20 protein-coding genes are annotated in these 22,670 nt (G+C 54.5%); 11 read left to right on the forward strand and 9 right to left on the reverse strand.

The window, feature by feature from the left end; genetic code table 11:
- Positions 1-14: 14 nt before the first annotated feature.
- Entirely contained in the window at positions 15-1,319 is a 1,305-nt protein-coding gene (locus RE6C_RS20300) for a TAXI family TRAP transporter solute-binding subunit (RefSeq protein ID WP_008659590.1), read from the reverse strand.
- Positions 1,320-1,352: 33 nt separating this feature from the next.
- Positions 1,353-2,546: a tetratricopeptide repeat protein gene (locus RE6C_RS20305; protein WP_236618376.1), complete on the reverse strand. Its 1,194-nt coding sequence runs from the start codon at positions 2,544-2,546 to the stop codon at positions 1,353-1,355.
- Between the two features lie 542 nt (positions 2,547-3,088).
- Between RE6C_RS20305 and RE6C_RS20310 the strand changes: the two genes are divergently transcribed.
- On the forward strand, positions 3,089-4,267 hold the full coding sequence (locus RE6C_RS20310; RefSeq protein WP_236618377.1) for a multiheme c-type cytochrome: 1,179 nt from the start codon (positions 3,089-3,091) through the stop codon (positions 4,265-4,267).
- A gap of 115 nt (positions 4,268-4,382) precedes the next feature.
- Here the strand turns inward: RE6C_RS20310 and RE6C_RS20315 are convergent, their stop codons facing one another.
- A complete protein-coding gene (locus RE6C_RS20315) occupies positions 4,383-5,642 on the reverse strand; it encodes a DUF1559 domain-containing protein (RefSeq protein ID WP_008659593.1) in 1,260 nt (419 codons plus the stop codon).
- A 253-nt stretch (positions 5,643-5,895) separates the two neighbouring features.
- Between RE6C_RS20315 and RE6C_RS33015 the strand changes: the two genes are divergently transcribed.
- Positions 5,896-6,069, forward strand: coding sequence for a hypothetical protein (locus RE6C_RS33015; protein WP_236615367.1), 174 nt, complete (start codon positions 5,896-5,898; stop codon positions 6,067-6,069).
- Between the two features lie 337 nt (positions 6,070-6,406).
- Positions 6,407-6,592: a hypothetical protein gene (locus RE6C_RS20325; protein ID WP_008662828.1), complete on the forward strand. Its 186-nt coding sequence runs from the start codon at positions 6,407-6,409 to the stop codon at positions 6,590-6,592.
- Positions 6,593-6,688: 96 nt separating this feature from the next.
- On the opposite strand, the gene RE6C_RS20330 is transcribed toward RE6C_RS20325, so the two are convergent.
- A complete protein-coding gene (locus RE6C_RS20330) occupies positions 6,689-7,441 on the reverse strand; it encodes an SGNH/GDSL hydrolase family protein (RefSeq protein WP_008659604.1) in 753 nt (250 codons plus the stop codon).
- Positions 7,442-7,515: 74 nt separating this feature from the next.
- On the opposite strand from RE6C_RS20330, the gene RE6C_RS20335 reads away from it, so the two are divergent.
- The 3 genes from RE6C_RS20335 (at position 7,516) to cyaB (ending at position 10,178) form a co-directional block, all read left to right on the forward strand.
- Positions 7,516-8,643: a thiamine phosphate synthase gene (locus RE6C_RS20335; protein WP_008659605.1), complete on the forward strand. Its 1,128-nt coding sequence runs from the start codon at positions 7,516-7,518 to the stop codon at positions 8,641-8,643.
- Positions 8,644-8,661: 18 nt separating this feature from the next.
- On the forward strand, positions 8,662-9,546 hold the full coding sequence (locus tag RE6C_RS20340; protein WP_039962768.1) for a hypothetical protein: 885 nt from the start codon (positions 8,662-8,664) through the stop codon (positions 9,544-9,546).
- A 65-nt stretch (positions 9,547-9,611) separates the two neighbouring features.
- A complete protein-coding gene (gene cyaB / locus RE6C_RS20345; protein WP_008659609.1) occupies positions 9,612-10,178 on the forward strand; it encodes a class IV adenylate cyclase in 567 nt (188 codons plus the stop codon).
- Here cyaB and RE6C_RS20350 read toward each other — a convergent pair.
- The gene (locus RE6C_RS20350; protein ID WP_008659611.1) at positions 10,164-10,907 is read right to left on the reverse strand and encodes an SDR family NAD(P)-dependent oxidoreductase; all 744 of its coding nucleotides are present in this window, start codon (positions 10,905-10,907) and stop codon (positions 10,164-10,166) included. The genes cyaB and RE6C_RS20350 overlap by 15 nt on opposite strands.
- A 347-nt stretch (positions 10,908-11,254) precedes the next feature.
- On the opposite strand from RE6C_RS20350, the gene RE6C_RS20360 reads away from it, so the two are divergent.
- Both RE6C_RS20360 and RE6C_RS20365 read left to right on the forward strand, forming a co-directional pair.
- Positions 11,255-11,590 (forward strand): hypothetical protein, encoded by a 336-nt coding sequence (locus tag RE6C_RS20360; protein WP_008659615.1) that lies wholly within the window; start codon positions 11,255-11,257, stop codon positions 11,588-11,590.
- An 831-nt stretch (positions 11,591-12,421) separates the two neighbouring features.
- Entirely contained in the window at positions 12,422-13,051 is a 630-nt protein-coding gene (locus tag RE6C_RS20365) for a response regulator transcription factor (RefSeq protein WP_236618378.1), read from the forward strand.
- 168 nt (positions 13,052-13,219) lie between these two features.
- Here the strand turns inward: RE6C_RS20365 and RE6C_RS20375 are convergent, their stop codons facing one another.
- From RE6C_RS20375 to RE6C_RS20385, 3 genes are read right to left on the reverse strand one after another with little or no spacing between them, the layout of a single operon-like run.
- Positions 13,220-16,660, reverse strand: a complete 3,441-nt coding sequence (locus tag RE6C_RS20375) for an AsmA-like C-terminal region-containing protein (protein ID WP_008659622.1) — start codon at positions 16,658-16,660, stop codon at positions 13,220-13,222.
- Between the two features lie 45 nt (positions 16,661-16,705).
- Positions 16,706-18,337 (reverse strand): hypothetical protein, encoded by a 1,632-nt coding sequence (locus RE6C_RS20380; RefSeq protein ID WP_008659624.1) that lies wholly within the window; start codon positions 18,335-18,337, stop codon positions 16,706-16,708.
- Entirely contained in the window at positions 18,330-19,571 is a 1,242-nt protein-coding gene (locus tag RE6C_RS20385) for a glycosyltransferase family 2 protein (protein ID WP_008659625.1), read from the reverse strand. Before RE6C_RS20385 ends, RE6C_RS20380 begins: the two co-directional genes overlap by 8 nt.
- 212 nt (positions 19,572-19,783) lie before the next feature.
- Here RE6C_RS20385 and RE6C_RS20395 point away from each other — a divergent pair, with 212 nt between their 5' ends.
- On the forward strand, positions 19,784-20,299 hold the full coding sequence (locus tag RE6C_RS20395) for an NUDIX hydrolase (protein ID WP_008659627.1): 516 nt from the start codon (positions 19,784-19,786) through the stop codon (positions 20,297-20,299).
- 85 nt (positions 20,300-20,384) lie between these two features.
- Here RE6C_RS20395 and RE6C_RS20400 read toward each other — a convergent pair whose 3' ends face one another.
- Entirely contained in the window at positions 20,385-20,963 is a 579-nt protein-coding gene (locus RE6C_RS20400) for an anthranilate synthase component II (protein ID WP_008659630.1), read from the reverse strand.
- 186 nt (positions 20,964-21,149) lie between these two features.
- Here RE6C_RS20400 and RE6C_RS20405 point away from each other — a divergent pair, with 186 nt between their 5' ends.
- Together RE6C_RS20405 and RE6C_RS20410 are read left to right on the forward strand one after the other, a co-directional pair.
- On the forward strand, positions 21,150-21,794 hold the full coding sequence (locus RE6C_RS20405) for a DUF2617 family protein (RefSeq protein ID WP_008659631.1): 645 nt from the start codon (positions 21,150-21,152) through the stop codon (positions 21,792-21,794).
- On the forward strand, positions 21,791-22,588 hold the full coding sequence (locus RE6C_RS20410) for a HisA/HisF-related TIM barrel protein (RefSeq protein ID WP_008659632.1): 798 nt from the start codon (positions 21,791-21,793) through the stop codon (positions 22,586-22,588). Before RE6C_RS20405 ends, RE6C_RS20410 begins: the two co-directional genes overlap by 4 nt.
- Positions 22,589-22,670: the final 82 nt, after the last annotated feature.

Here is a 22,670-nt window from a genome sequence, read left to right on the forward strand (position 1 = left end):
CCCCTGGGAATCCTTTAGGTTCGCCCCGTGGCCGTTTCGGCTCGTTCGATTTCGGCTCGGCAGCGACTGATCATGTTCTGCAGGATGACAAATGAATGGTCTGCATCGAGTCGCTCTTCGATCAGTTCTTGGCACGTGGTCGACTCGATTTCTTCCAGATCTAGCAGTGCGGCGCCAAAATCGGAAACCCGTTGGTGTCCAATCGAATCGAGGATTTGTTGGACTCGGCCGTAGTAAACATCGACTCGGTTTTTGCGTCTCTGATCAATCCATTTCTTGGTCCCATGCAAGCCACTGGCAAGCAGCAACGCGACCGTGATCAACACCCCGATCGACTCGGCGTTCTCGGCCAGGAACCCGGGCTCGTTCCTGCGAAAGTAAGCCTCCGCTCCGCGATGAAGTGGGAACTGCAATTGGGTCTGACTGGATTGTTCGTCGAGTCCACTGAGAAGTGAGATCTTCCTCCCGAGGACCGCGCGATGAGCAAAAATGGTCTGAACCAAATCGTTGGCAAGTTCTTCATCCCAGTCGGCACGGCAAGCCAAAACGGCACCGATGCCGACAGAAGGCATTGGACCGGTTGGGCTCCCTTCGTATGACATCAACGGGATTTCGGCCACTTTCGCGTGAGGGTAGTGCGTGCGGAATCCGTCGATGAATGCCCGCTCTGAAACGAAGGTTCCTTCGCTTCCCACAGCGCGGATTTGAATCGGTACCAGTTCAAATTCAGGACTCGCGATCAAGTCCTCGATGATTTCGGATCCGAGGCCCACCAAAAAGAAAGCCGCGTCGAGGTCGCCCGAACGCAATGCTTCGGCTGATTGAGAAAACCCCAGGTTCCGCTGGTGCTCCGCCGGAATTTCGACCCGGGAGAATCGGAGCAATTCTTCTACTAAAGAATAGGTCCCTCCCGACCGCGAACCGAGACTTGTCGAATGTCCTGTCAGGTCATTCAGGCATTCGACGTCCGCATCCTTCCGGCAAACCAAGTGCAGCACTTCGGTGTAAAGAATCGCCAAGCTGCGAACTCGTTCATCGGCAACGGCATCGTTCTGCACGATCGCAACGTCCGCCGTCCCATCTTGCAGGCGGGCGACGTTTTGGTGGCTTCCCTCGCTCGGGATCACTTCACAGCGGATCGCCTGGTGGCGATTCATGTACGAGTCGCCGATCTCCTTTCCGACTTGGAAGTAGATGCCCTGCTCAGAGCCCGTCGAGATCACCACCGGATCGGTCCGAGTGGCATCGGCCAAAACAATCCATACCACCCAGCAAAGGATGCCTCCGATGAGAGCCAGCAGAAAATTTGTCCAGCTCATTCTTCAACACCCAGTTCAGTCCCTTCGCACGGATTACTTTCGCGGCAGTGTATCAATTGGTGAGTCGGTCTGCTCAAGAGAATCCAGGTCGATCCCACAAGTCACAAATTGGCGGTCTGGGATCCAACCCTCACTGTTGAGTTTGATGCTGCGTTCTTTAATCTGGGATGCGAGGCGATCAAGTTCGTTTTCAGTCAGTGAGTTGTTTGTTTTTGCATAGGCCAGACGCACACTGCTCCAATGCAAGGATTCCCAGGGACGCTGCAACTCGTCGAGACTGTCGATCAGGCTTTGAAACTTGCTGTCGTCGCGGTCTTCGGTCAAAGACATCTCGCGACCGATACGCTTTGTTTCAGAAATTAGCTTAAATCGCTTGGCGGCGTCTTTCGATTCGTTTGGTCGATCGACCGCCAACAAGGAGTGGCTGAGCAGACGGTAGGCATCGCTGTCTGTCTGATCGAACAACACCGCCTTGCATAGTAGCCGAACCGCAGTAGCGTGAGTTTCCTGTCCTGCAAGGATTGCTCCCTTAGGAAAAGACGATTCAGAGTCAGGCAATTCACTTTGGGTCGCTTCTTCCCTCCAGTTGTTCAGCGAATCATTGTCATCGAGGTGGACGTAGACGCGTCCCAGGATCGATAGCGTTTCAGCGGAACGTGATTCAAGTGCTTCGAGTTCAGTTCTAGCCAGTTCCCACTCCTCTCGACTGATAGCGTACATGGCTTTTCCTCGATGCCCGATTGGAGAAAGCTCATCGAGCGAAGTGTCACCATGAAGCGGTTGTCCTCCAGCAAGCAAATGACGAAGTTCGATTTCTTCTATGTCGCCGAGCCTGCAAAGTGTTTTTAAATGCTCGGTTGCTTCGGAAGCTCTCCCTTGCCGGACAAACAACTCGGCAAGCTTGCGGTGAACCAATGTCGCGTCGGGAGCTTCCTGCAAAAGAGTCTGAAAACGCTGCTCGGCTTCCTTCCACATTCCAAATTGAACCATCCACTGGGCAGTCTGCCCCAACACAGGAAGTCTCGCGTCCGGAGTGGTTAGTGCCAGCTTGTCTAGCATTTGGATTGCTTCCGGAAAGCGGTTGCGTCTCCCTAGGACTCGAGCCATCAGAAAGACGGAGGTCGGGTCGCTTGGTGCGATACGCATGGCTTGACGTGCGAGCTGATAGGCTTTGTCGTGATCGTCTGCCTGCAACGCTACCGCAGCGTCATTGTGCAACGTGAACACGTCGATCTCGGGTGTTTCTTCTTTATCAACTTGTGACGTGGAAGGCTGAGTCTTTGATTCTGGATTTGGTTCTTTGGTAGCTCCTGCGATTTCGGGAGACGCCCCGTTCCGGTGACTGTCTGTTTTGGTAGAGGCCGCTCGCTTTGAAGCAGATTCAGAGTTCTCTGTATGGCAGCCTGTAATGAAGAATATTGGTGCTAAAACGAAGCAAGCCTTCATCAAACCGACAGCGTTAAGCGCGATTGCGTTTCCAATTCGAAGGATCAAACTCCGATACATATTTGGTTGAGACGACAGCACCTTCGTTGCACCTACTTGTCAGTTGTATTTTTCAATCGAGACTTAGCGAGACGAGATGCGTTGGTCTCGTTGTTCTCGGCGTTTCTGCTGAACCCTGGTTTCGATTGTACACTTCTCGCTTTCACGCGGACCAAAGTCTTGTGGTTGCGACTTGAACGACAAGTCGTCAAACCGTTGGTGGGATCAGTGTTAGAATCTTTTTAAAGGTCAGCTAGCAGAGGCTAGGCTTTGCAAAGACGTTCATGCGATTCGAGTTAATTGTGGTTGCCAAATTGAACATCCGAGTGATTGGAATGGGAGTCGCTGGTTTGGTTGTGGCTTCAGCGACGTTGATTTCAAGCAATGAGCCGGGTATCGGTACATTCGATTTGCAACATCCGGAGGTCTCGTTGACCCAATTCGGTGACGCGAAGCGATCGGATCAAACCGGTGCGGATGCCAAGTTCGTGGGACGGAAGGTCTGTCGCGAATGCCATGAGACCAACTTTGATTTGCATGCCAATCATGGTCATGCATCGACGTTTCACCAGGTTTCTCAAACAGACCTGCCCGAAATTTTTGCCGACACGAAGTTCGACGGCGGGGCAAATCACGGGATTTACGAATACTTCGCCGATGACCAACAGGCGTTGTATGTGCGTCTTCCCGCAGAGTTTGGCCAACAGGCGTTTCCGCTTCAGTACGCCCTAGGATCAGGACAGCATGCACAAACGATGTTGACGCTGACAACATCAGCCGATGGACAGACCGAGGGAATCGAGCATCGGGTCACTTGCTATCACAACGAGAGGGTCGGCATCACTCCTGGGCATTCCAAGAAGATCCCGAGCAATGCCCTTGAGTTATTTGGTGATATGCAGCGTGGTGAACCACTGCAGCGATGTGTTGATTGTCACACCACTCAGGGCGAAGTGGTGGATGCGAGCGTGAAGGGCTTGGTTGCGAATGTGAATTGCGAGAAATGCCATGGGCCTGGTAGCGAACACGTTCGCGTTGCCCGGAATACGCCCACGCCGCCGAAGTACTCCGTTGGGCGAGAGGATTGGGATGGTGAATCAGAAATTCAGCTTTGTGGGGATTGCCATCGGTTGCCCAAGAATCTTTCCGAACGCGAAGTTCGAGAGTATCCGGATCTTCTGGCTCGTTTTCAGCCCGTCGGGATGCTTCGAAGCCGTTGCTATCTGGAATCCAATGGGCAGATGAGATGCACAACCTGTCACAACCCCCACCAAACTATACAAGCGGTGGCGAAAGACCAGCACATTCACGCCTGCATCCAATGCCACGACAATCAGAACACCGAGCATGTGGTTTGCAGCGTTTCTACTGACAGCGGCTGCATCGGATGCCATATGCCGCCGCTCGAGATGGATGAGGGCCTTCGCTTTCACGATCACTGGATTCGCGTCCGTGAAGAATGAGACGATGTTGCTTGCAAACGCGACTGAACAATCTGAAACGAAAAGGAGCCTTCCCGAAAGTGTTCGAGAAGGCTCCTTTGAAAACTGGTTGTGAAATAGATCAGAGTCTTAAAAGCTAAAACTCCATTTCGATCGTCTCGCGAGACGCTTTCGTCCCGAGTGCTCCCCAAAGACCGTATGGGCTAGCGGAACCCGGTGCACGTGGACCAGGCTGGTTGCGACGAACCGCTCCAGCACTCTGGTTGCCAGCGTCAACCGATTCAGTGATGAACTTCACTGCTCCGTCGGTCAGCAAGACGTGAACTCCGCCTTGGTGTCGGCTACTTGCAGTGTGAGTGCCACTGCTGTCAATCCACGTGCCCACGCAGAGTTCTGCATTGGGTGGACGGACTGTGAACATTTGAGTGCACATCGCACGGAAGTTGGCCCAGTTGGCACCACGAGCCTCGTGGTTGTTGGAACTCAGTACCGCAGGGTCCGTGCAGTTGGGGCCGCCGTTGCACCAGAACAGTGGTCGGTCAGGATCAATTTCATTGTTGTCAACGCAGAACAATGGGTTGTCGTTCACCGCGTTGGAACCTTGACGGCGCCATGAGGCAGCCGACCGTTTGTCTCGATCGCCTAGGTCGGTGATGATTTCGCCCATTGCGATTGTGTTGGATAAGCCATCCAAAATATCACGGAAACGGGCCGATCGGCGAATCATGAACACTCCTCGCGAAACGGAGTTGTAGTTTCCAATGGCCCAGTTTTGCGTACGTGGTGTGAGATTTCCGTTTCGGCTTTGGTGGTGCTGTTGACCAGGTGAGTCGCCTAGGCACAGTGCGTAGTTGGTTCGTCCGAGAGCAGGCAGACCCTTGCCCGGGTCGCTGGGGCAGCGCAACGTCGGAATATCGGTTGCCCACGGGATATATCCTGGATTACGAGCGTAGTTCCGCGGGTTGGGGCCCATCGCGGGCCAGCGCGGTGGATTGGTCAGTCCCGTGTTTCCGGGAGGTGCCGCACCGGTAACCGTCAATGTGCTGGGATTTGCGATCATCTCCCAAAGCCCCTGCTGTTCGAAGAACGATGTCAGTCCAACCAATGCACTCAAGCATTCATGGTTAGCATCGTGGCCTCTCTGCCACCATCGATTATTTTGCAGCCCAATTCCCGTGCCACCACCCTGAACCGGCAACTGGTTGAATGCGGAATGGTAGTTGTGCAGGGCCAAACCCAGCTGTTTAAAATTGTTGCTGCAACTCATGCGGCGTGCAGCTTCTCGGGCCGCTTGCACGGCAGGCAGTAGCAGTCCAACCAGGACTCCAATGATCGCAATGACGACCAGGAGTTCCACCAGTGTGAACCCAGCGGACTTCTGCGTTTGGGATTTCATGCGGTATCTCCACTCAGAAAAGTAACGAAAAAGAAGAACGGGCTTGCCAAGCCCCTTTACGCCTCTGTAGGGGATGTAATCGTACCCCGCGAGAAAAGAGCGTCGCAACGATGCAAATTACGCATCTTTGTTGTTGATTTGCGTGTTGCCATGACGTTTGGTTTCAGGTCATTTTCAACAAGACGGCGAACAACTTTCTGTTGAAGTTCCGTTTGGTCGAACGTTGTCTCTTTACTCAAGCGAATCCATTGTCATGCAAAAGCTCGCACTCGCGGCAGTCGCTGCCCTGTTGTTTTCCATTCCAGTTGGTTGTGAAAAAGAAAGTAGCGTTGTTGAAGCGCCTCCCGTCAGTGAAGAATCATCCATGGATGGGATGACGGAAGACGAATACAACGATGCGATGGAAGAAGCTTTGAATCAGCAATAGCTTTGTTCCTGCTGATTTCTCGCAACGTCGACGACGAACTTGAGTTCGAAATTGCTTGACGTCACTCCAGCTAGAACCGAGTTTGCCAGAAGAAATTGTTCATACAAAGAAGCGGGTGTCAGCATTTGCGGACCTCCGCTTTTTAGTTTCTCAGGTTGGAAAATGCGAACCAAGTTGGTTGACGGATTGATCGAGTTCGTCACGCGGTTCGAAACAGAAGAAGCGTGCGTGACGTTTGGACCCGTTCCAACTCAATTCAGATGGTGGCGTGTTGCTTCCAAACCCCTACCAGCAAACAAGTGAGATCGAATCATAGCAGCCAAGAAAAGTCTTCTTTGTGCTTCGCTTTCCCGTCGCCATTTTGTTGGCGTCGATGACATTGTGTGCGGTGGGAATGTCCGTGACGTGGACCATCGATCCCATCACCGTGTTCTTGATGGCATTGGGGTGGGGATGGGTTTGCTGGCCAGTTCTTTCGTTGTTGGGGAAGAAGCTGGCCAGTCTGTTTCGCGTTCAGTTGTGAGAATCCAAAATGCGATTAAGTATCGGGTTTGGTACCACTGCCTCGGCTCCCAGTGTGTTGATCCAGTGACTGGAAGCCTCGGCCGCACTGAGCGTGTTATTTTGCGATCGCCTTTGCGACGACTTCGGCGACGTGTTCGCCGAGCAGTTGGGAGCCGGCTTGCGTGTAGTGCACGTTGGCTTTTCGCTGTGTGGACGCGTGCTCCATCGCGAAGTCGTAAAATGGATCGGTTTGGATGCGACCGACCGATTCCATGACTTTGGCGGCGGCTTCGTTGTAGCGTGGTCCGTCCTCGGGCAATCGGCCGCTGGCTCCCTCGGGAACCGGAGTGGTTTCTCGCCAGATCACGGTCGCGCCGGTGGCTTTCAACTTTTTCGCGATCGTTTCTAGGTTGGCGACGTACTCGTCGAGTGGGACTTGTCGTTTGCTGGTCGGTAGCTTCGGATCGGCTAAGTTCTTCCCGTTGGGCCCCATGAATTTCAGGTCGTGCAAACCAAAGTTGAAGTGAATCACATCCCACTTGCGGTCACCCAGCCATGAGTCGAGTTGCTCGAGACCACGCGTGGTGGGGCCGCAGTTTGTGCCGGGGCGAAATACGTTTGCTTTGCCTTCAAGGGCTCGTCGGGCGTCCAGCATGTAACCGATCGAAATGGAGTCACCGATCAGCAGAACGTTGGGAAGGGCTGGGTCGACTTTGGGTGAGGCAAATGGATCGTTCGCACGTGCTTGACGTGGCGGCGCCTTTTGGGTCGGTTGATCGGCATGTCCGACTTTCAATAAACCGGATGGGGCGAAAGCTGCCATCGACAAGACGGCGGCGGTGAGGATGCTGAAACGACGGAGGGTCATGGTGGGGCGGTCAGGTGGATGGAGGGACGGGAGGTGAGATTCAAGTGGAACAAACAGAGCGAGCAACGAGACGAATGACGCATGCCGAATCCAGAACCGTGTTGCGAATCTTGGATGCCAATGCGAATCGTGCAGGCGAAGGGCTTCGGACGCTCGAGGAGTTCGCTCGCTTTATCTTAGACGATCGTAATCTGACGGATTGTCTGAAGACGCATCGCCATGATTTGGCGGCCGCAATGGGACGCTGGAACCGGTTGCAATTGATCGAATCCCGCGACACACCGGGGGACGTGGGTACGGGGGTGACGACTGCAGGTGAGCAGTCGCGAGCAGATCTGTCTGCGGTGCTTGCTGCCGCAGCGACTCGGACCCAGCAAGCGTTGCGATGCTTGGAAGAGTACGGAAAGACAACGAATCCCGGATTCGCGGCCATTATCGAGTCCATTCGCTACCAGTGCTACGCCACGTTCCGCGATTTGGAATTAAAGGTCGCAAGTGTGAACGTTCGTTCGCGAAAAATTCGCGAGGCGAGGTTATATGCCTTGATCGCTTGTGAGCCCGACGCGGAATGTTTGGAAGCACGGATTGGTGAGTTGGTCGATGCCGGAGTTGATGTGATTCAGCTTCGTGATTCGAGCGTTGATGATCGGGCTTTGTATCAGCAGGCCAGTCTGGGAGCGGTCATTGCGAAACGACATGGCATTTTGTGGATCATCAACGACCGAGCCGACATCGCGGTGGCGGCGGATGCCGATGGGGTTCATGTGGGACAGGAAGAAGTGCCCGTGGATGCAGTACGTCGCGTGGTGGGGCGGGATCGTTTGATCGGTTTGTCGACTCATGACATCGAGCAGGTTCGAGAGGCCACTCGAACCAGTGCGGACTACATCGGCTGTGGGCCGACGTTCCCTGGAAAGACGAAGTCGTTCGATCACTTTCCAGGTTGTGAATTTTTGAAGCAGGTTAGCGAGGCGGAACGAACGGGCGATCACATTCTACCGGCCTTTGCGATTGGCGGCATTGGACTGAAAAACGTCGAGGAGGTCGTGCAGTCGGGGATCGGACGAGTTGCGGTCACCGGAGCTTTGGCATCTCATGATGGATTGCATCAGACAGCATCGGGCATTCGGGAATGCTTGGAGCGTGTACCGCTTCGAATAACGCCTAACTCCGGTGAAGTCTTTTCTGTTCCGGACTGTTGAGCCAAGGAAACGTTTGTGATGATTCGTCGATTCCACTTCCGTTCAGCGTTGTTTGTATGGTTGCTGGTCGCCATCGCGACGCAGGCCAATCTGTTGGCGGAAGAACCTGCGGTTGCCTCGGTTGAGTTGGCTGACAAAGACTTAACCGAAAGCAGTGGAATGGTCTTTTCGACGAAAGATTCAAGCTGCATTTGGTCGCATAATGATTCGGGTGATCGAGCTAGGTTGTTTGCGTTTGATGCGAAGACCGGAGAGGCAACGGGGCAATGGCATTTGCAGGGCGTCACTGCGGTCGACTGGGAAGACCTCGCAATGCTTCCAGCTGCCAATGTCGGTGGGCCAGCGAGGCTGGTAATCGCTGATTCAGGTGACAATCAACAACGGCGCGATCACATTGAATTGCTGGTGATAGATGAGATGGATCCCAGAAAGTCGGGCGTTGTGAATCGCGAAGAAATCCAGGTCCTTCGCGTTAGATACCCAGACGGGGCTCACGATTGCGAAGCAATCTGGTTTGATGAGTCCTCTCGAGGATTGATGTTTTTGTGCAAGCGATTCACGCCTTGGGTGGGGCTTTATCGAGTTGCTTTGGCGAATGGTTCCAGCGGAAGATCGAACGATGATCTCGTTGCAGAGTTGATTCAGCGGGTGCCACTCGCATTGGCCACCGCCGCGGATCGCGATCCGGTCACAGGTGATGTTTGGGTTTCGACCTATTGGCAAGCCATCAAGTTTGCCAAGGCGGATCACGAAACGTTGAAGACTCAGATGTCACAAACTCCCGTGGCGTTTGATTTACCAAAGCTGAAACAAATTGAAGCGATCGCGGTCGATTCAAATTCAAACGTCTGGGTTACCAGCGAAGGCAGCCCCGCTCTCTTGGTACGTTTGAATGTTCGATGAATGCTGAATGTAAACCCCGGAAACGATTTTAAAATTGAACTTTCACCGAAAGCAAAATTGTACGGATGTTTGAAATCGAACTGAAATTTCGCGTCGCCAATGTTAGTGAACTGCGAGAACGATTGGCGGAGAATGACGCGGTGTTGGTCTCGAAAAATGAAAACCAAGACACGTATTACAACCATCCGTCACGTGACTTCGCCGAGTCCGGGGAAGCGTTGCGGGTTCGCCGAATTGATGGAACGCCGCTGGTGACCTACAAGGGCTCCAAGCGTCCGGGGGCGGTGAAGGCACGCGAAGAATTGGAGTGGCGTTTGGATCCCGGTGATCCAACTGGCGAGTCGATGGAAACGCTGTTTGATCGACTCGGTTTTCGCAAGGTCGCGACGGTGACCAAGCAGAGGGAAACGTTTCACTTAGGATCCACCAACCCGATGACCGTCACGATCGACCAGGTCGAAGGCTTGGGCGAATTTGCAGAGATCGAACGAGTCTTGCATGAACGTTCACCAAGCGACGAGGCGGTCGAAAAGGCTCGCGGGGAAGTCATGGATTTGGCTTCGGAGTTAGGCTTGAAATCGCCCGAGTCGCGAAGTTATTTGCGGATGCAGCTCGAGTTAGCGAGTGGCTGATTTGATCGAGCTTAGTCCGCCGTCGACCGCGATGTCCTGCCCGGTGATCCAAGAGTTCTCAGGAGCCAGGAGCCACGCGATCATCGATGCGATGTCTTCTGGTTTACCAAGCCGACCCATCGGATGCATGGCTCGACTCGCATCAGCGGAACGTTCGTTCTGCCAAATCCTCGTGGTCAATTCGGTTTCGACCAATCCCGGTGCAACCGTGTTGATGCGAACGTTGCTAGCTCCATAAGTTGCCGCAGCGGCTCGCGCCATGGCGGCAACGCCAGCCTTCGCGGCGGCGATGGCTTCGTGACTGGTCAGCCCGATCGCTGCACCACCGCTGGACATTAAAACGATCGAACCGCCACCTTGTTTTTTCAAGCGTGGGGCGATCGTACGAACCAAACCGAATGCGGTGATTAAATTGGCTTCGATCACTGATTGCAGTTCGTCTTTGCTAGTCAGGTGAGCTGGTTTCAAAAGGATCGATCCAGCCAAATTGACCGCGCCGTCGAGTCCGCCGAAGTGTTCGAGCGTGTGGTCCGCGACTCCGGCCAGTCCGTCCCAATCAGTTGCATCGCACACCTGAAACGGTTGTTGGAGTTCGTCGGCGAGTGCTTGCAGCTTTGCTTCGTTCCTACCAACCAGCATCACTTGATGGTCAGCCGCGACAAGCTGCTTGCAAAGTGCGGTGCCGATGCCGCCACCGGCGCCGACGACGATGTATTTCGAGTTGGGCATAAGATTAGGTCGCGTCTGTCGTTGAGGATTGTTGAAACAGGGCACGGTAGGGCAATGGCAAATCCTGATGTGTGAGGGCTTCGCAAGCGTTGTCAACGGTAGCGAAACACGGTCGACCGATGGAATCAAATGCGAGGATTGTTCGGAGGGGGCCTGTTCGAACGGTCACGCGTGACAAAGCGGCGATTCCATGTGCATCGGGCAATCACCAGTTCTTTGGGTTTGCATCATCGATGGTCGATAGAAGTTTCATGGCACCGATGAAATCAGCTTCGCGGCGGTGACCTCCCAATTTTCGCCGCCATCGGATTGATTTGCTTTCACCTCTCCAACGGAATGATTCCGCCATGACCAAAAAAGATACTTTTCGCGTTGTCGCTCGCGGCCGAGATGGTTCTCTTCAAATTCGTGACTACACATCGCTCGATCCTTTGACGGATCATCACGAGCAAGTCGGGATCGATGACTGCAGCACGGACCTCGCGCTTCGAGGGATGCCGGTTTTCCGTGGCCTGATTGGACCGATGCCGGAAGGCAAAAATATCGTTCGCTATGAAACGCCGGAAGTGTTTGAAATGCTGACGAAGGAATGGGGTATCACGAAGCCAAAGAAGCGTCGCCGTCGAACGAGTGAAAAGAAGGCCGCCGAAGCTTCCACGGACTCCGCCGAATTGGTTTCCTAGGCCAATGTTTGTCGATTCGTCGATCGAGATTCGCTGAATCGGATGATGAAATTTGACGCAACACGCCGTGATATTGCTGGTGATGGTGATACCACTGGCGGCGAAGTTTGCTCGCGGGATCGATGGACCGCGAGGATCGCTTTCTCGCTCTTCGCCTAGTCGGTGGCGTATTCGGTGAAGAATGTCGGCGGGCGGCGGACGTGTAATTGACTGGTGTTCTCGGCAGTCGCGCGCCCGCGTTGTTCAGTGCGCATGACGCCACCGCAATCAGGTGCGGGCGATCGTCTCAATTGTCCTGCGGTTTCTTCCGGTCGCAATGGATGGGCTACGTCCACCTCGGTCGTCCTGAATTTGCCTCAAGTCAGACGGGCTGCTGCGTACGCACCGATGCTTCTCTCAATGAGCACTCATTTGAGGCTTCATGGTGAGTCGAAGATCAAAACCAGGCGGACTAGCTTTCTAACCCTGGTGGTGTACACGCGTGCATTTCTGGGCGTGAGGAACTTTCGGATGTCGCTGTCGAAGTGCGATAATGCGCACTTTGTTGCGCGATAAGCATCCGTTACGCAAGCCTAGCGAGGTGTTAGCCTTGAGTATTCAGCGCTGCCGCGTACTCGTGAGTGGGGAGGTGGCGTTTTTCGATATTTTCCTGGGCTTTGATATCCCAGCATTGGGAAAGGGCTGACCGTGATTGATTCTGCGGACGAGAGTGCAGCAGTTTTCTTATTGGCTCGACCAACAAACGGAGAGACCGGAGCGATCGACCTGAGGTCGACGATTGAGAATGACGCAGATTGGTCGGTCATAACGTGTTCTTCGAGCGATCAACTGATGGAATGGATCTCAGAAGATCGGTTGGAACGGCCTGGCTGTTTGGTCGTGGACGTTGAGTTAATCGGAAACGGATTTCAGCGGGTTCAAAAGACACTTTCAGAAGCGGATTGCAGTGCTCCGCTTATTTTGGTTGCTGGCGAATTGCCGATCGAAACCGTTGTTCACGCATTTGAAAATGGTGCCTGGACAGTTGTGCTGAAGTCAGCGGACAACTTGCAAAAGTTCACCGGTTCGCTACGCGACCACATTCGCCAAGCGATTGACTGGGACCGATTCCAAGTGGGAATGGAAAAGGCATATCGCAAACGCAATCGAATCATCGATGGTTTGACCGAACGCCAACGCAAGGTGCTTAACTGCGTAATGGAAGGGATGCCAACCAAAGCGATTGCAGCGAATTACAAGGTTTCAAAACGACTGATCGAATTTGAACGAAGCCATCTGCTGTCCGCTTTTGGCGTTAACGGGACCGCTGAGTTGACCGCCGTGGTAGGGGAGCATCGCATCGTCGAGAAACTTTTGGACCGCTATCACCGGTTTGACTCGGCGGAAGTCGGCCGTTCCTTCCAACGCCCAATGGCCCTGCGTGGTTCCGTATCAAGATCAACGGTCCAGGTTGACGAGTAACCGAATATCCTTCCAATGCTCGATCAGAAATTTCCGGGGCAGGTCGAAGAGAAGTTCTCGATGATCGGACGGATTTGGTCGAGTGTTGGAAGGATCGCCATGCTCCTGGAACGACTGTGCGAGTTGCGCAGTTGCACCTCATCTCGATGGTCGAATGGTCAGCGGAAGCTATCGGTTAACGTTTCCGCCATTCGCTGTGGTGGAACGGACCATACCAGGGAACCAATCTTCCATGGTCTGTGTAATCCCACTGAGCGATTTTCTGCGGATCGTGGGAGCTTCGATTGGTCCGTCAACCTCGATTGTCCACAGCGTGTAGCGATTGTCTCGCAGCGGGTTGATGACTTTGCTGAACAAGTTCTGCGGACTCACTCGCGTGTTGAATGACATGTCGAGGTGTTCGCGACGACTCAGCGTGCCACCACCTTCGAGTGCCACCAGATCGCCCCAGAGCACCAAGCGGTTGAAGTTCAAGTCTTCACCAAAGATCGAAAATTCGGTCTCCCCATTCGTGAAGGCAACGTCTTCGGTGGCTTTGATGCGAAGCAAGTTCAACACCTGAACAAGGTATGGCAACTGGTACAAGTTAGCGCCGCTGACACTGCCGCGGCCGTTGCCTTTCAGCAGATCCAGATCACCCAAGCGTCCCTCCAAATGAGAGTCGCCATCGAAGCGTCCGGTGATGCCGGTGCGATGCTGACCGATTTCGGCGAGGCAAGTCGCGATTTGTGCGTTGGCCAAAGCGGCATCGATTTCGAAGTCACCTGAAGAAAGCAGCACGCCACCGCTAAGACTGACCTTGCCTCCGAACAAAGCACCCACGATCGGCACACCACTGCCGTTTGGATCGGGGTTTGGAGAAGGCAGTCGTGCGTTTTCACCCAGGCGAAGTTGTTCGTTGGTGATCGAGAACGGGCCACGCAACGACGTGATCTGCAATCCATACGCATGCATGGAATCCAAAGCGATGTTTCCGACCGCCTGCAGCACTTCTGCATCGCGGACGCCCTGCACTTGGATCTCGCCTCGTAACGAATGGACCGGGCCAACGTCCGCGATTCGGTTGCCTTCCAGTTGAAGCAATAGGTCCCAATCGATCACGGGTGTTGATGTGTCATCGTTCGCCATCAGCAGATTGGTTTTACCGCGGAGGCTGATCGGACCACGCAGGTCGAGAGCTCGCATCGCACGGCCGACTTGTTCCGGCATCGCTGCGATCAATTCCTCGTCGGGAACCAAGCGACAGCCACTGTGCAGATCCATCGCCAACAACCAACGACCTGATGGATGTTGAGTGCATGTTCCGTCTGCAACCATTCTCGAACCGTCATGTCGACCACGAAGGTTGCTAATACGGACTTCGTCGTCTCGGTACACGACACGACCACCGACGATGTCGATGCGGTAAGGGACCGCCACGGGACGAAGGCTGAGCGAGTCGGGGGTGACTTGACCGGAATCGTTTTGATCGGCAACCAACGTCAAGTCCAGCGGATTGGTGCCGGACTGATGGATGTGGACATCCAATTGGTCCAGTGTTCCGCCTGGTGAGAGTGAGTCCCAAATATGTCGTGTTGATTCGGGCAGTGACACGCGGAGCGATTGGTCCATCGACAAATCCGCGATTTGAAAACGAAGGTTCAATTCCGAATCCGCATTGGTCGCTGTGGTTGGATTTGGAATCCGGTACAGGCCATTGCAATCGACCTTTGCCGAACCAGCGTTGTTGGCGGTGAAACCGATCATTCGCACCAGATCGTCTTTGATCTGTACTCGGCCTTCGACGTTGTAGAGAGGATAGGGGAACTTGTCGTAGCGAAGCGTTCCACCAGAGACCCGAAAATCAAACTGACGGGATGAGTTTCCGTTGGCGTCAGTTTCCAGTGTTGCTGTGGCCCACTCGATCACGCCGCGTGGACGCAACGAACGAACAAACTGCTCAACCTTGGATACCGAACGGGACGTGCTGGTTTCGATCAACTCACCTGTGGTCGCGGATACGCTGCCTTGGTCGCTCGATTGGGCTTCGCGAGGTGTCAGCGATGTGATCAGGGCATCGTCGATCAGGACCGATCCTTCCGTTTGGATCGTGACTTGTTTGGTATGAACTTTGGGAGCGTCGGGATCGAGTCGAACTGGAACACGAAAGCCGCAATTGACTCGTTGTCCACCGGCGCGTCCGGTGAGTTGTTCGGCAGTGGCGAACCCGTTGTCGATTCGGATCGTGCCAACGAGTTGTTCGACCGGGTAGGGAAACTTGTCGAACTGCACATCGATTCCACGGATGTCGACTTCTGATTGCAAAGTCCATGCTTTGGATCGAAGTGGAGCAGGATTGGTCGCGTGGGCACGCAGGTTCAATCGTCCGTGAGCTTGGAATTTCTGCCAAAGGTCATGCAGCTTTTCGGGCATTGCTTCCGCGAAGGGGCGATCAAGTGTCAGGCCTTCTCCTGTGAAGTGGAAGTCCGTCGGTCCAAGGTCAAAGCTGGTGCGAGATTGACGAACCAGGGCCGCGGTGCCGCGGAGCGTGCAATGGGCGTCGCCAAAATTGGCTTGCGTTGGAAAGAGTTTGATTTGTTCAGGCGTGATTTGAATTCGTCCGCGAGCTTGGCGAATTTTGGATGGCAAGCGAGGGTCGTCTAAGTTGCCATCGTGCACCACCAAGTCGAGTTCGAATTGGTCTGTCTCGTTTTGTTTGGTGTATTCGGCGGAGAGGTCACCATGCAAGCGAACGCGCGCTTTCGCCGGCAGCCATTTGGAGATTCGCGAACGGACTCTCGCGATGATCGCATCATCGATGTGGCAGTCCTTGATCGTCGTCTTCAGTCGCAGTTGTTCGTTGGTTCCTTCCAGCAACTTGTCGTACGCCAATTCGATTGGGCCGCTGAAGTTGCTGTCGCCGCGAGCGAACACCATTTTGCGTTCGCGAGATGTTCCTGCAATCAGTGCCGCACCGTCGTTTGTTGTCTCGGTTGAGATGGCGATGTCCGACCATCGAAGTTGGATCGGCTGCATTGCCGCCGAAGTGCTTCCCGGTTCAACGTTGCCGTCTGAGGATCCGCGAGAAGCGGCCGCTTCGAAGGTCACGTTTGTTACCACGCCATACAGATCGATCTGCGGGCAGGCCGGTCCCATTTGCGGTAACGGGTAGAGGGTCTCCAACGAAATCGCATTGTCCTTGGCAACTTGCACGTTCGCGACGACACCCTCAATCGCGATGCGTCGCGTCGAAAGAGGGCTGTCTCCTGACATCCACTTTTGCGGATCCAGGTCAGCGAAAACGGTGAGGCGTTCGATCTTGACCGCGGGCTGTTGCGACCACCATTTCGAAACCAAGTTGGCTCGGCTGGTTTTGGGGCTGATCTCGATCGACTCAAAGATCAATCCGGTTCCGGCTTGGAACGTGCCCCGCTGGATCGTTACATCCCAATCCGCGTAGTGTTCGGCGAGCGATTTTTCGAAGTAACGCCGGGCTTGTTCACCGACGGTTTGAGGCAGCAATGATTGAATCAGGAAACCTGTCAGGGCGCACGTTATCACCAATACCACTGCCGTTTTGAAACGGCCGGCTTTGCGGCGAGGCGGATTTTCCTGACCCGGTTCGGTCAAAGGCCTGTCTCCTCCTTGAGACACGGATGAGCGTTGGGCTCGATCCTACCGGGTCATTTCGTCGCCCAACCACCCCAAAAAGCTCGCAAAACGGTAGATCCAGGGGCTCTGCCAGGGGGAGGACAGGCTGGTCGAAACCGAAAATGCACTGGCGGCCAGCAGCACGAGCGTGAAATACCGGCCTTGGATCTTTTCACTCAGCGAACTCAGCTCCGGAACCAGACTGTACAGCCATAGGGGAGCAAACCAGAGCATCCAGCGGAAGCAAACACTGACCCCACCATAGTTTCGGTCGATTTCGGGACGTGCAACGTAAAAGAGCAGACACACGACGCTCGCCAGTGCGATCGCAGCGGAAAGTCGACGCATGTAGCCGGGACCGTGACGGCATCCCGCGACCATGCCAACGGGAACGAGGAACCAAAGCGGTGTGATGGAGAAAATACCGTAGTAACCAAGAGTCGCGTGAAACAGGTACGCGATCCGGCTGGGTTCACCCAAATCGACCCCGCGACGTTTGTCTGTCCGCCAGTAACTTCCGGGGTAGTCGTACCAGTCGTCCCAAACGAACAAGGACCATCCAGAACCGGATCGAGCCAGTTTGTATTGGGTCTGGACTGGATTCCCTTTCGCGTCTTTCTGCTCAGCGATGACCTCGTAACCGCCTTCGTTGAGTTCACGGAGGTCGATTTGAGTCGCGGTCCGAAGCGTTTCGCTGTGCGACAACGACACATCGATTTGATTGATCGACGGTGTGGAGGGAAGTTCGATCACCTCGATCTGTTCGCCTGCACTTCGGTGGGCGTATGGTGTACGCAGGCTGCCGTGAGCCCACATGTTGGTTGCGAAGATTCCGATCAAGACAACGCTGGCACCCAAAGCAAAACCCGGAATCGATCGAGGATTCATCCAGCCAAACAACACCGCCCAAAGAGCCAACATGGAAAGGGCGGGCAGTTCGCAGGCAACCGCGAAAGCGGCTGAGGCTCCCGCGACAACCCAAGGGGCGAGCTTGGGGTGGTAGGTGATTCCAGAGAACGAATCGCTCATCTTGTCGGCAGCTCGGAGGTACAACCAAAGCGTCAACGAAGTCGCCGCTGCGGCGAATAAATGATTGTTCAACGAGATTGCAAAGGGAACCATCATCGTGCCAAAGCAGGCGGCAGCAACTCCCATTCGTCTCGCATAGTCCGATGCGCCGATCAGTTCGACGATCAACGCCATCGTCACCAAGAATACCGCGAGCACTGGCAGGTTGATCAGCATCAAAAGCAACCGAGGCACATAGATCGGTTGCTCGGTCATCGTCAGACCGGTCGTGTGGTGCACCACGCCGTAAACGCCCGCGACCATCGTGACCAACAAAGTTGGCTTGCTGCTGTAGTAATGCAGTTGGCCGTCAGAGCCGACATGACGCACCTTATCGATCGTGTTCCAAGGCCGACGTTTGCCGTCTTCGGATCGAATCGAAATGGGGCCATCGATCGCGAAAGTGTGTTCTTCCACCAGCGAAGCGACCGTGCACCAACGGCTGCGATCGTTTGCACTCAGGAACGCCGTGTCGCCTTCTTTGCTGGAGACGACGGCGATACGTCCGGCAACAATCGCCAGCGTCGCGACGATCATGATCGCGTAGGTGTTGCGACGATGTTGTCGCGGTATCTCGTGTTTACGCATCGTGAATTGGCCCCGTCGAATCCACATCACGCGACCAAGTCGACTGATGGTTGGGTTCGCCTAAGCCGGCCCAATCCGAAACGCTGTATCCCGATGCATTGGGGAGAAGACGAGAATGATCGTCAGTGTTCAATATGGAATTTGTTTGAGCGTCGCTCATGTTCATCATTTCTCTGCGGTCGCGAGCCGCGGCGACGGAAATCACCAGCTCGGCCAGCAATCCAGCCAGTACGCATTGGGCACCAAGCAGGACGGCCAGGATGCAGTAATAGAAGATTGCGGTTGAATGGAGGTGCAGGACGTCGCCCTCGCCCATGCGGGACCAAACCCATTTGATGCTCAGGTAGGTAATTCCCACCGAGCCCACCGCGAAGCACAGCAAACCAGCGGTGCCAATCAGGTGAAGCGGTCGACGACCGTATCCGGTCACGAGATGGATGCTGAGCAAATCCAAAAATCCTTTGACCAGTCGCGAAACGCCGTATTTCGACACGCCGTGTTGTCGAGCGTGATGCTGAACAACAATCTCGCCCACTCGAAAACCACGGGCGGATGCGAGCACTGGGATGAACCGATGACGTTCGCCGTACAGGTCGACTTCGGCCAAGACTTCTCGGCGATAGGCTTTGAAGCCGCAGTTGTGATCGTGCAACCGAACACCAGTCAGCGAACTGACCAGCGCGTTGAAGACTCGGCTGGGCAGTACTTTGTGCCAAGGATCATGGCGAGTTTGCTTCCAACCGCTGACGACATCGAGTCCGCCTTGGATCTTTTCTAAGAAGCGAGGGATCTCGGTTGGGTCGTCCTGCAGATCCGCATCCATCGTGAAGACGATCGACCCGCGAGCGACGGAGAAGCCGGCACTCAGGGCAGCCGCCTTTCCAAAGTTGCGACGCAAACGCAACGCACTGGTTGAATGGGATTGGTCCGATGCGGTGCCGCAAAGCGAGACCATCTTCTGCCATGTTTTGTCGGTCGATCCGTCATCAACGAAGACGATTTGAACGCGAACGTTTTGTTGTTCACAAACATCGAGGATGCGCCCGTGAAGTTCGGCCAATGACGCCTCCTCGTTCATCGCAGGTATCACCACCGAAATTTCTTCGAGGCGGTCGGGACCGGAGGCCGGCCGGCTCGGTTGCGGTTCAGGTGTCTGGATTCCAGCCGACAAACCTGGCGTGACCGGCGCTGGCGAGCCAAGCGGAGACGAGATCGGAGAGGATGAAGTGTTCATTCGCGTATAATACTCAGGTTGAAGCCCCTCGCCACCTCTGGGGGGATTGATCTTCGTTTTCTGGAGTTTCAATCCGCCAATTCGCTTCGTTGCGAATTGTTGGTTGGCTGCCTATTGTTTCGATCGACGTCACCAAGATCGTCTTTCTCGATGGTGATATTCTAAGTTTGTTTCGATCACGATGAATCAATTCCGCCTTGGAGGCTGTCGCCATGTCAAAACCTGAAATTCTGCTGCGAGGTAGTCGTTTTGACGTCATTGCTTTGGACTTACCGGGGCGTGATGGTCAGTCACATCGACGCGAATTCATCCAGCATCCCGGCGCCGTGGTGTTGCTGCCTTTGGTCGACGAAGACACCGTGGTGATGATCGAGAATGAACGTCCGGCGGTGGGCGAAACTTTGCTGGAATTGCCTGCGGGAACACGCGATCCCGGTGAAGAGGTGCTGGTGACAGCGGCCCGCGAATTGACGGAAGAAACCGGCTATCAAGCTGGTGATTTGAGCGTCGCCTGCGAGTTCTATTCGGCACCCGGGTTGGGCAACGAGCTGATGCATTTGGTCGTTGCCAAAGACCTCACCGCGGGGGAGCAACAGCTTGAGACGACCGAGCGGATTGAGACCAAATTGATGCACCGAGAAGAGCTCTTGAAGCTCGTGCAGACGTGTCAAATTCGCGACGCAAAGACGCTGATTGGATTGCAGGCGTTCCTGTTCCAGAAAATCTAAATACCGACGAGAGCCAACCGGTTGACGGGATTCGCCCAAATTTTCATACGGCTGAAATTGCGTTTTCCTTCAGCCGGACGTCAGTTCACCAAGCCAGAAAACGTTTGATCAGTTCGATGCCTGGCTCGGTCAAAAAACTTTCTGGATGAAACTGCCAACCTTCCAATTTATGTTGGCGGTGTCGGACTCCCATGATTTGACGATTTCCTCCCGTGTCCGTCCACGCTCCGACGACCAAGTCATCGGGAACGGTATCGGGATCAATCACAAGCGAATGATATCGCGTCGCGGTGAACGGATTCGTCAGCCCCGCAAACAAGCCCCCATCGTCGTGATGAATGCCGTCCGTTTTGCCATGCATCAACTCGGGAGCCCGAATGATTGTCGCACCAAAGGCTTCGCCAATTGATTGATGCCCGAGGCAAACTCCCAAAATCGGAAACTTGCCCGCAAAGCGTCGCACGCATTCGACGCTGACCCCGGCTTCGGTGGGAGTGCACGGTCCCGGAGAGATGAGTAACCGTTCAGGGGATAGGGATTCAATTTCGTCCGGAGACAGATCGTCATTGCGATGGACTCGGATTTCCGCCGACGGATCAATTTCACCCATTCGCTGAACTAGGTTGTAGGTGAATGAGTCGTAGTTATCGATGACCAAAATCATGGCGGCAAATCCGAGTGGCAACCGATTGGGTTGCGGAAGTGGTGGCAAGGCGGATTCTGTCGGAGCGACAAATCAGGCGGAACGGCAATGTCAAGATGAATTCGTGACATTCAAAAGGAAAGGATATTCTTGCCGAGTCAAGACGTAAACGCTCTTTAGAAGGTTCAGCCGGACAGCGTATAATGGGTGACTGACCGCGACGCGAAGGCATCTTCGCGACGAGATAGATACGAACTCTTCTTTGGACTCTTCATCGTGCTTTCGGTTCGCCCAAAAGTTGCTGAACTTGCGTTTCACTTGTTCAGTCGATCGCTGCACCCGGAACTTCTCGTTGTGCATCAAACGCGAAGGATCGAACGAGATGGCTACGATGCCAAGATCGAGGTGACCAACTGCGGTCACGTGGTCACGTTCAATTCAGCATCCAACGCTGAGTCCGCGGCGACCACGCTTTGTGAGGTTGCCACCAGCGCTCACCAGCCCTTGCCATCGCGTCGTTGTTTGATTCGGCAATCGCTGAAGGGAAGCCGAACGGAAGAAGCGACTTGCCGATCCGGATTGTCTTACCGGTCCCACTTCCAGCTCGAAACGGTCGATCCCAAAATGTTCTGGATGGTTGGCCAGCAATTGGGAACCGGGCCGACCGAAGGTTTGCTGCACCGTTTTGATTCAAGCGGTCGGATGGCACTCGGAGCAATCAGTTACGTCAACATCGAAACACGCCGACGTTCCATGCTGATTCAGGCGATCCACACTTTTCCTGATGACTACGCGATCGTCAAAGTGGAGTCGCTGTTCACTCTGCCAGAAGCCGACGCAACTTCCGCTTGAGCACGACGCGAGCTTTTCTTTCTCAGCAACTGCACCGGCAATGGAAGTTGGTCCTCGATCGCTTGATCGGCGTCATCGATCTCATGGATGGCATCGCGGTGCACGGCATCGCGGGAAAACGTTCGCAGTATCAGCCAATCGGTGAACTGTCCGACAACGAATGTTCGTTGCTGCATTGGTATCGATCGATTGGAATTCGACGTTTTTATGTCGCGGATCTGAATGGCTTGATGGGAACAGACCGCCAGCGAGACGCGTTGCTCACCTTGGCGAGAGAAGTTCGTCGCGATGAAATCCTTTGGATCGACTGCGGATGGGCCGGTTCGGTTTCGCAAGTCGACCAGGATTGGTTGAAGCAAATGAACCGCTCGATCGCGAATGGTGCGAGTTTGCGTTGGATCATCGCCACAGAAACCGCGGACTCGATCGACGTGATGAACCGAATGTTGGAGTTTGTTGACGCTTCCAATCTGACTCTCAGTTTGGATTTTCGAGCCGGGCTGTTTCTCGGTCCCAAAACTGCCGCCGATTGGGCCGTGGCCGCTCGCGAAAGAAATATTCGGGAAGGAATTCTGTTGGATGTCGCCTCGGTTGGCAGCGAATCCGGCCCAGGAAATGGCGACGTGTTTTCTGACATCGTTTCGCGGTTTGGCGACATGAGTTGGATCACCGGTGGCGGGATTCGCGATGCGAAGGACGTTCGCGGACTCGTTTCAGGAGGCTATTCGGCGTTTCTGATCGCTACCGCGTTGCTGCCGGGAATGGGTGCTGGTCGCACCTCGGAAAGCTCGTGAGACCGGGCGAAATCGTGTTTTGCCGCGGCTTCGCTTGCCCATAGGCAAACTGCTATCATTAGAACGCCTGCCGTCATCAAAC

Source organism: Rhodopirellula europaea 6C (genome assembly GCF_000338295.1).
In the GTDB taxonomy this organism is placed as follows: domain Bacteria; phylum Planctomycetota; class Planctomycetia; order Pirellulales; family Pirellulaceae; genus Rhodopirellula; species Rhodopirellula europaea.

Bases quoted from the DNA above. Each gene is read 5' to 3' on its own strand.
- RE6C_RS20300 (WP_008659590.1), bottom strand. From the start codon at position 1,319: ATGAGCTGGACAAATTTTCTGCTGGCTCTCATCGGAGGCATCCTTTGC.
- RE6C_RS20310 (WP_236618377.1), top strand. From the start codon at position 3,089: ATGCGATTCGAGTTAATTGTGGTTGCCAAATTGAACATCCGAGTGATT.
- RE6C_RS20315 (WP_008659593.1), bottom strand. From the start codon at position 5,642: ATGAAATCCCAAACGCAGAAGTCCGCTGGGTTCACACTGGTGGAACTC.
- RE6C_RS33015 (WP_236615367.1), top strand. From the start codon at position 5,896: ATGCAAAAGCTCGCACTCGCGGCAGTCGCTGCCCTGTTGTTTTCCATT.
- RE6C_RS20330 (WP_008659604.1), bottom strand. From the start codon at position 7,441: ATGACCCTCCGTCGTTTCAGCATCCTCACCGCCGCCGTCTTGTCGATG.
- RE6C_RS20335 (WP_008659605.1), top strand. From the start codon at position 7,516: ATGACGCATGCCGAATCCAGAACCGTGTTGCGAATCTTGGATGCCAAT.
- RE6C_RS20340 (WP_039962768.1), top strand. From the start codon at position 8,662: ATGATTCGTCGATTCCACTTCCGTTCAGCGTTGTTTGTATGGTTGCTG.
- cyaB (WP_008659609.1), top strand. From the start codon at position 9,612: ATGTTTGAAATCGAACTGAAATTTCGCGTCGCCAATGTTAGTGAACTG.
- RE6C_RS20350 (WP_008659611.1), bottom strand. From the start codon at position 10,907: ATGCCCAACTCGAAATACATCGTCGTCGGCGCCGGTGGCGGCATCGGC.
- RE6C_RS20360 (WP_008659615.1), top strand. From the start codon at position 11,255: ATGACCAAAAAAGATACTTTTCGCGTTGTCGCTCGCGGCCGAGATGGT.
- RE6C_RS20365 (WP_236618378.1), top strand. From the start codon at position 12,422: ATGGAATGGATCTCAGAAGATCGGTTGGAACGGCCTGGCTGTTTGGTC.
- RE6C_RS20380 (WP_008659624.1), bottom strand. From the start codon at position 18,337: ATGCGTAAACACGAGATACCGCGACAACATCGTCGCAACACCTACGCG.
- RE6C_RS20385 (WP_008659625.1), bottom strand. From the start codon at position 19,571: ATGAACACTTCATCCTCTCCGATCTCGTCTCCGCTTGGCTCGCCAGCG.
- RE6C_RS20395 (WP_008659627.1), top strand. From the start codon at position 19,784: ATGTCAAAACCTGAAATTCTGCTGCGAGGTAGTCGTTTTGACGTCATT.
- RE6C_RS20400 (WP_008659630.1), bottom strand. From the start codon at position 20,963: ATGATTTTGGTCATCGATAACTACGACTCATTCACCTACAACCTAGTT.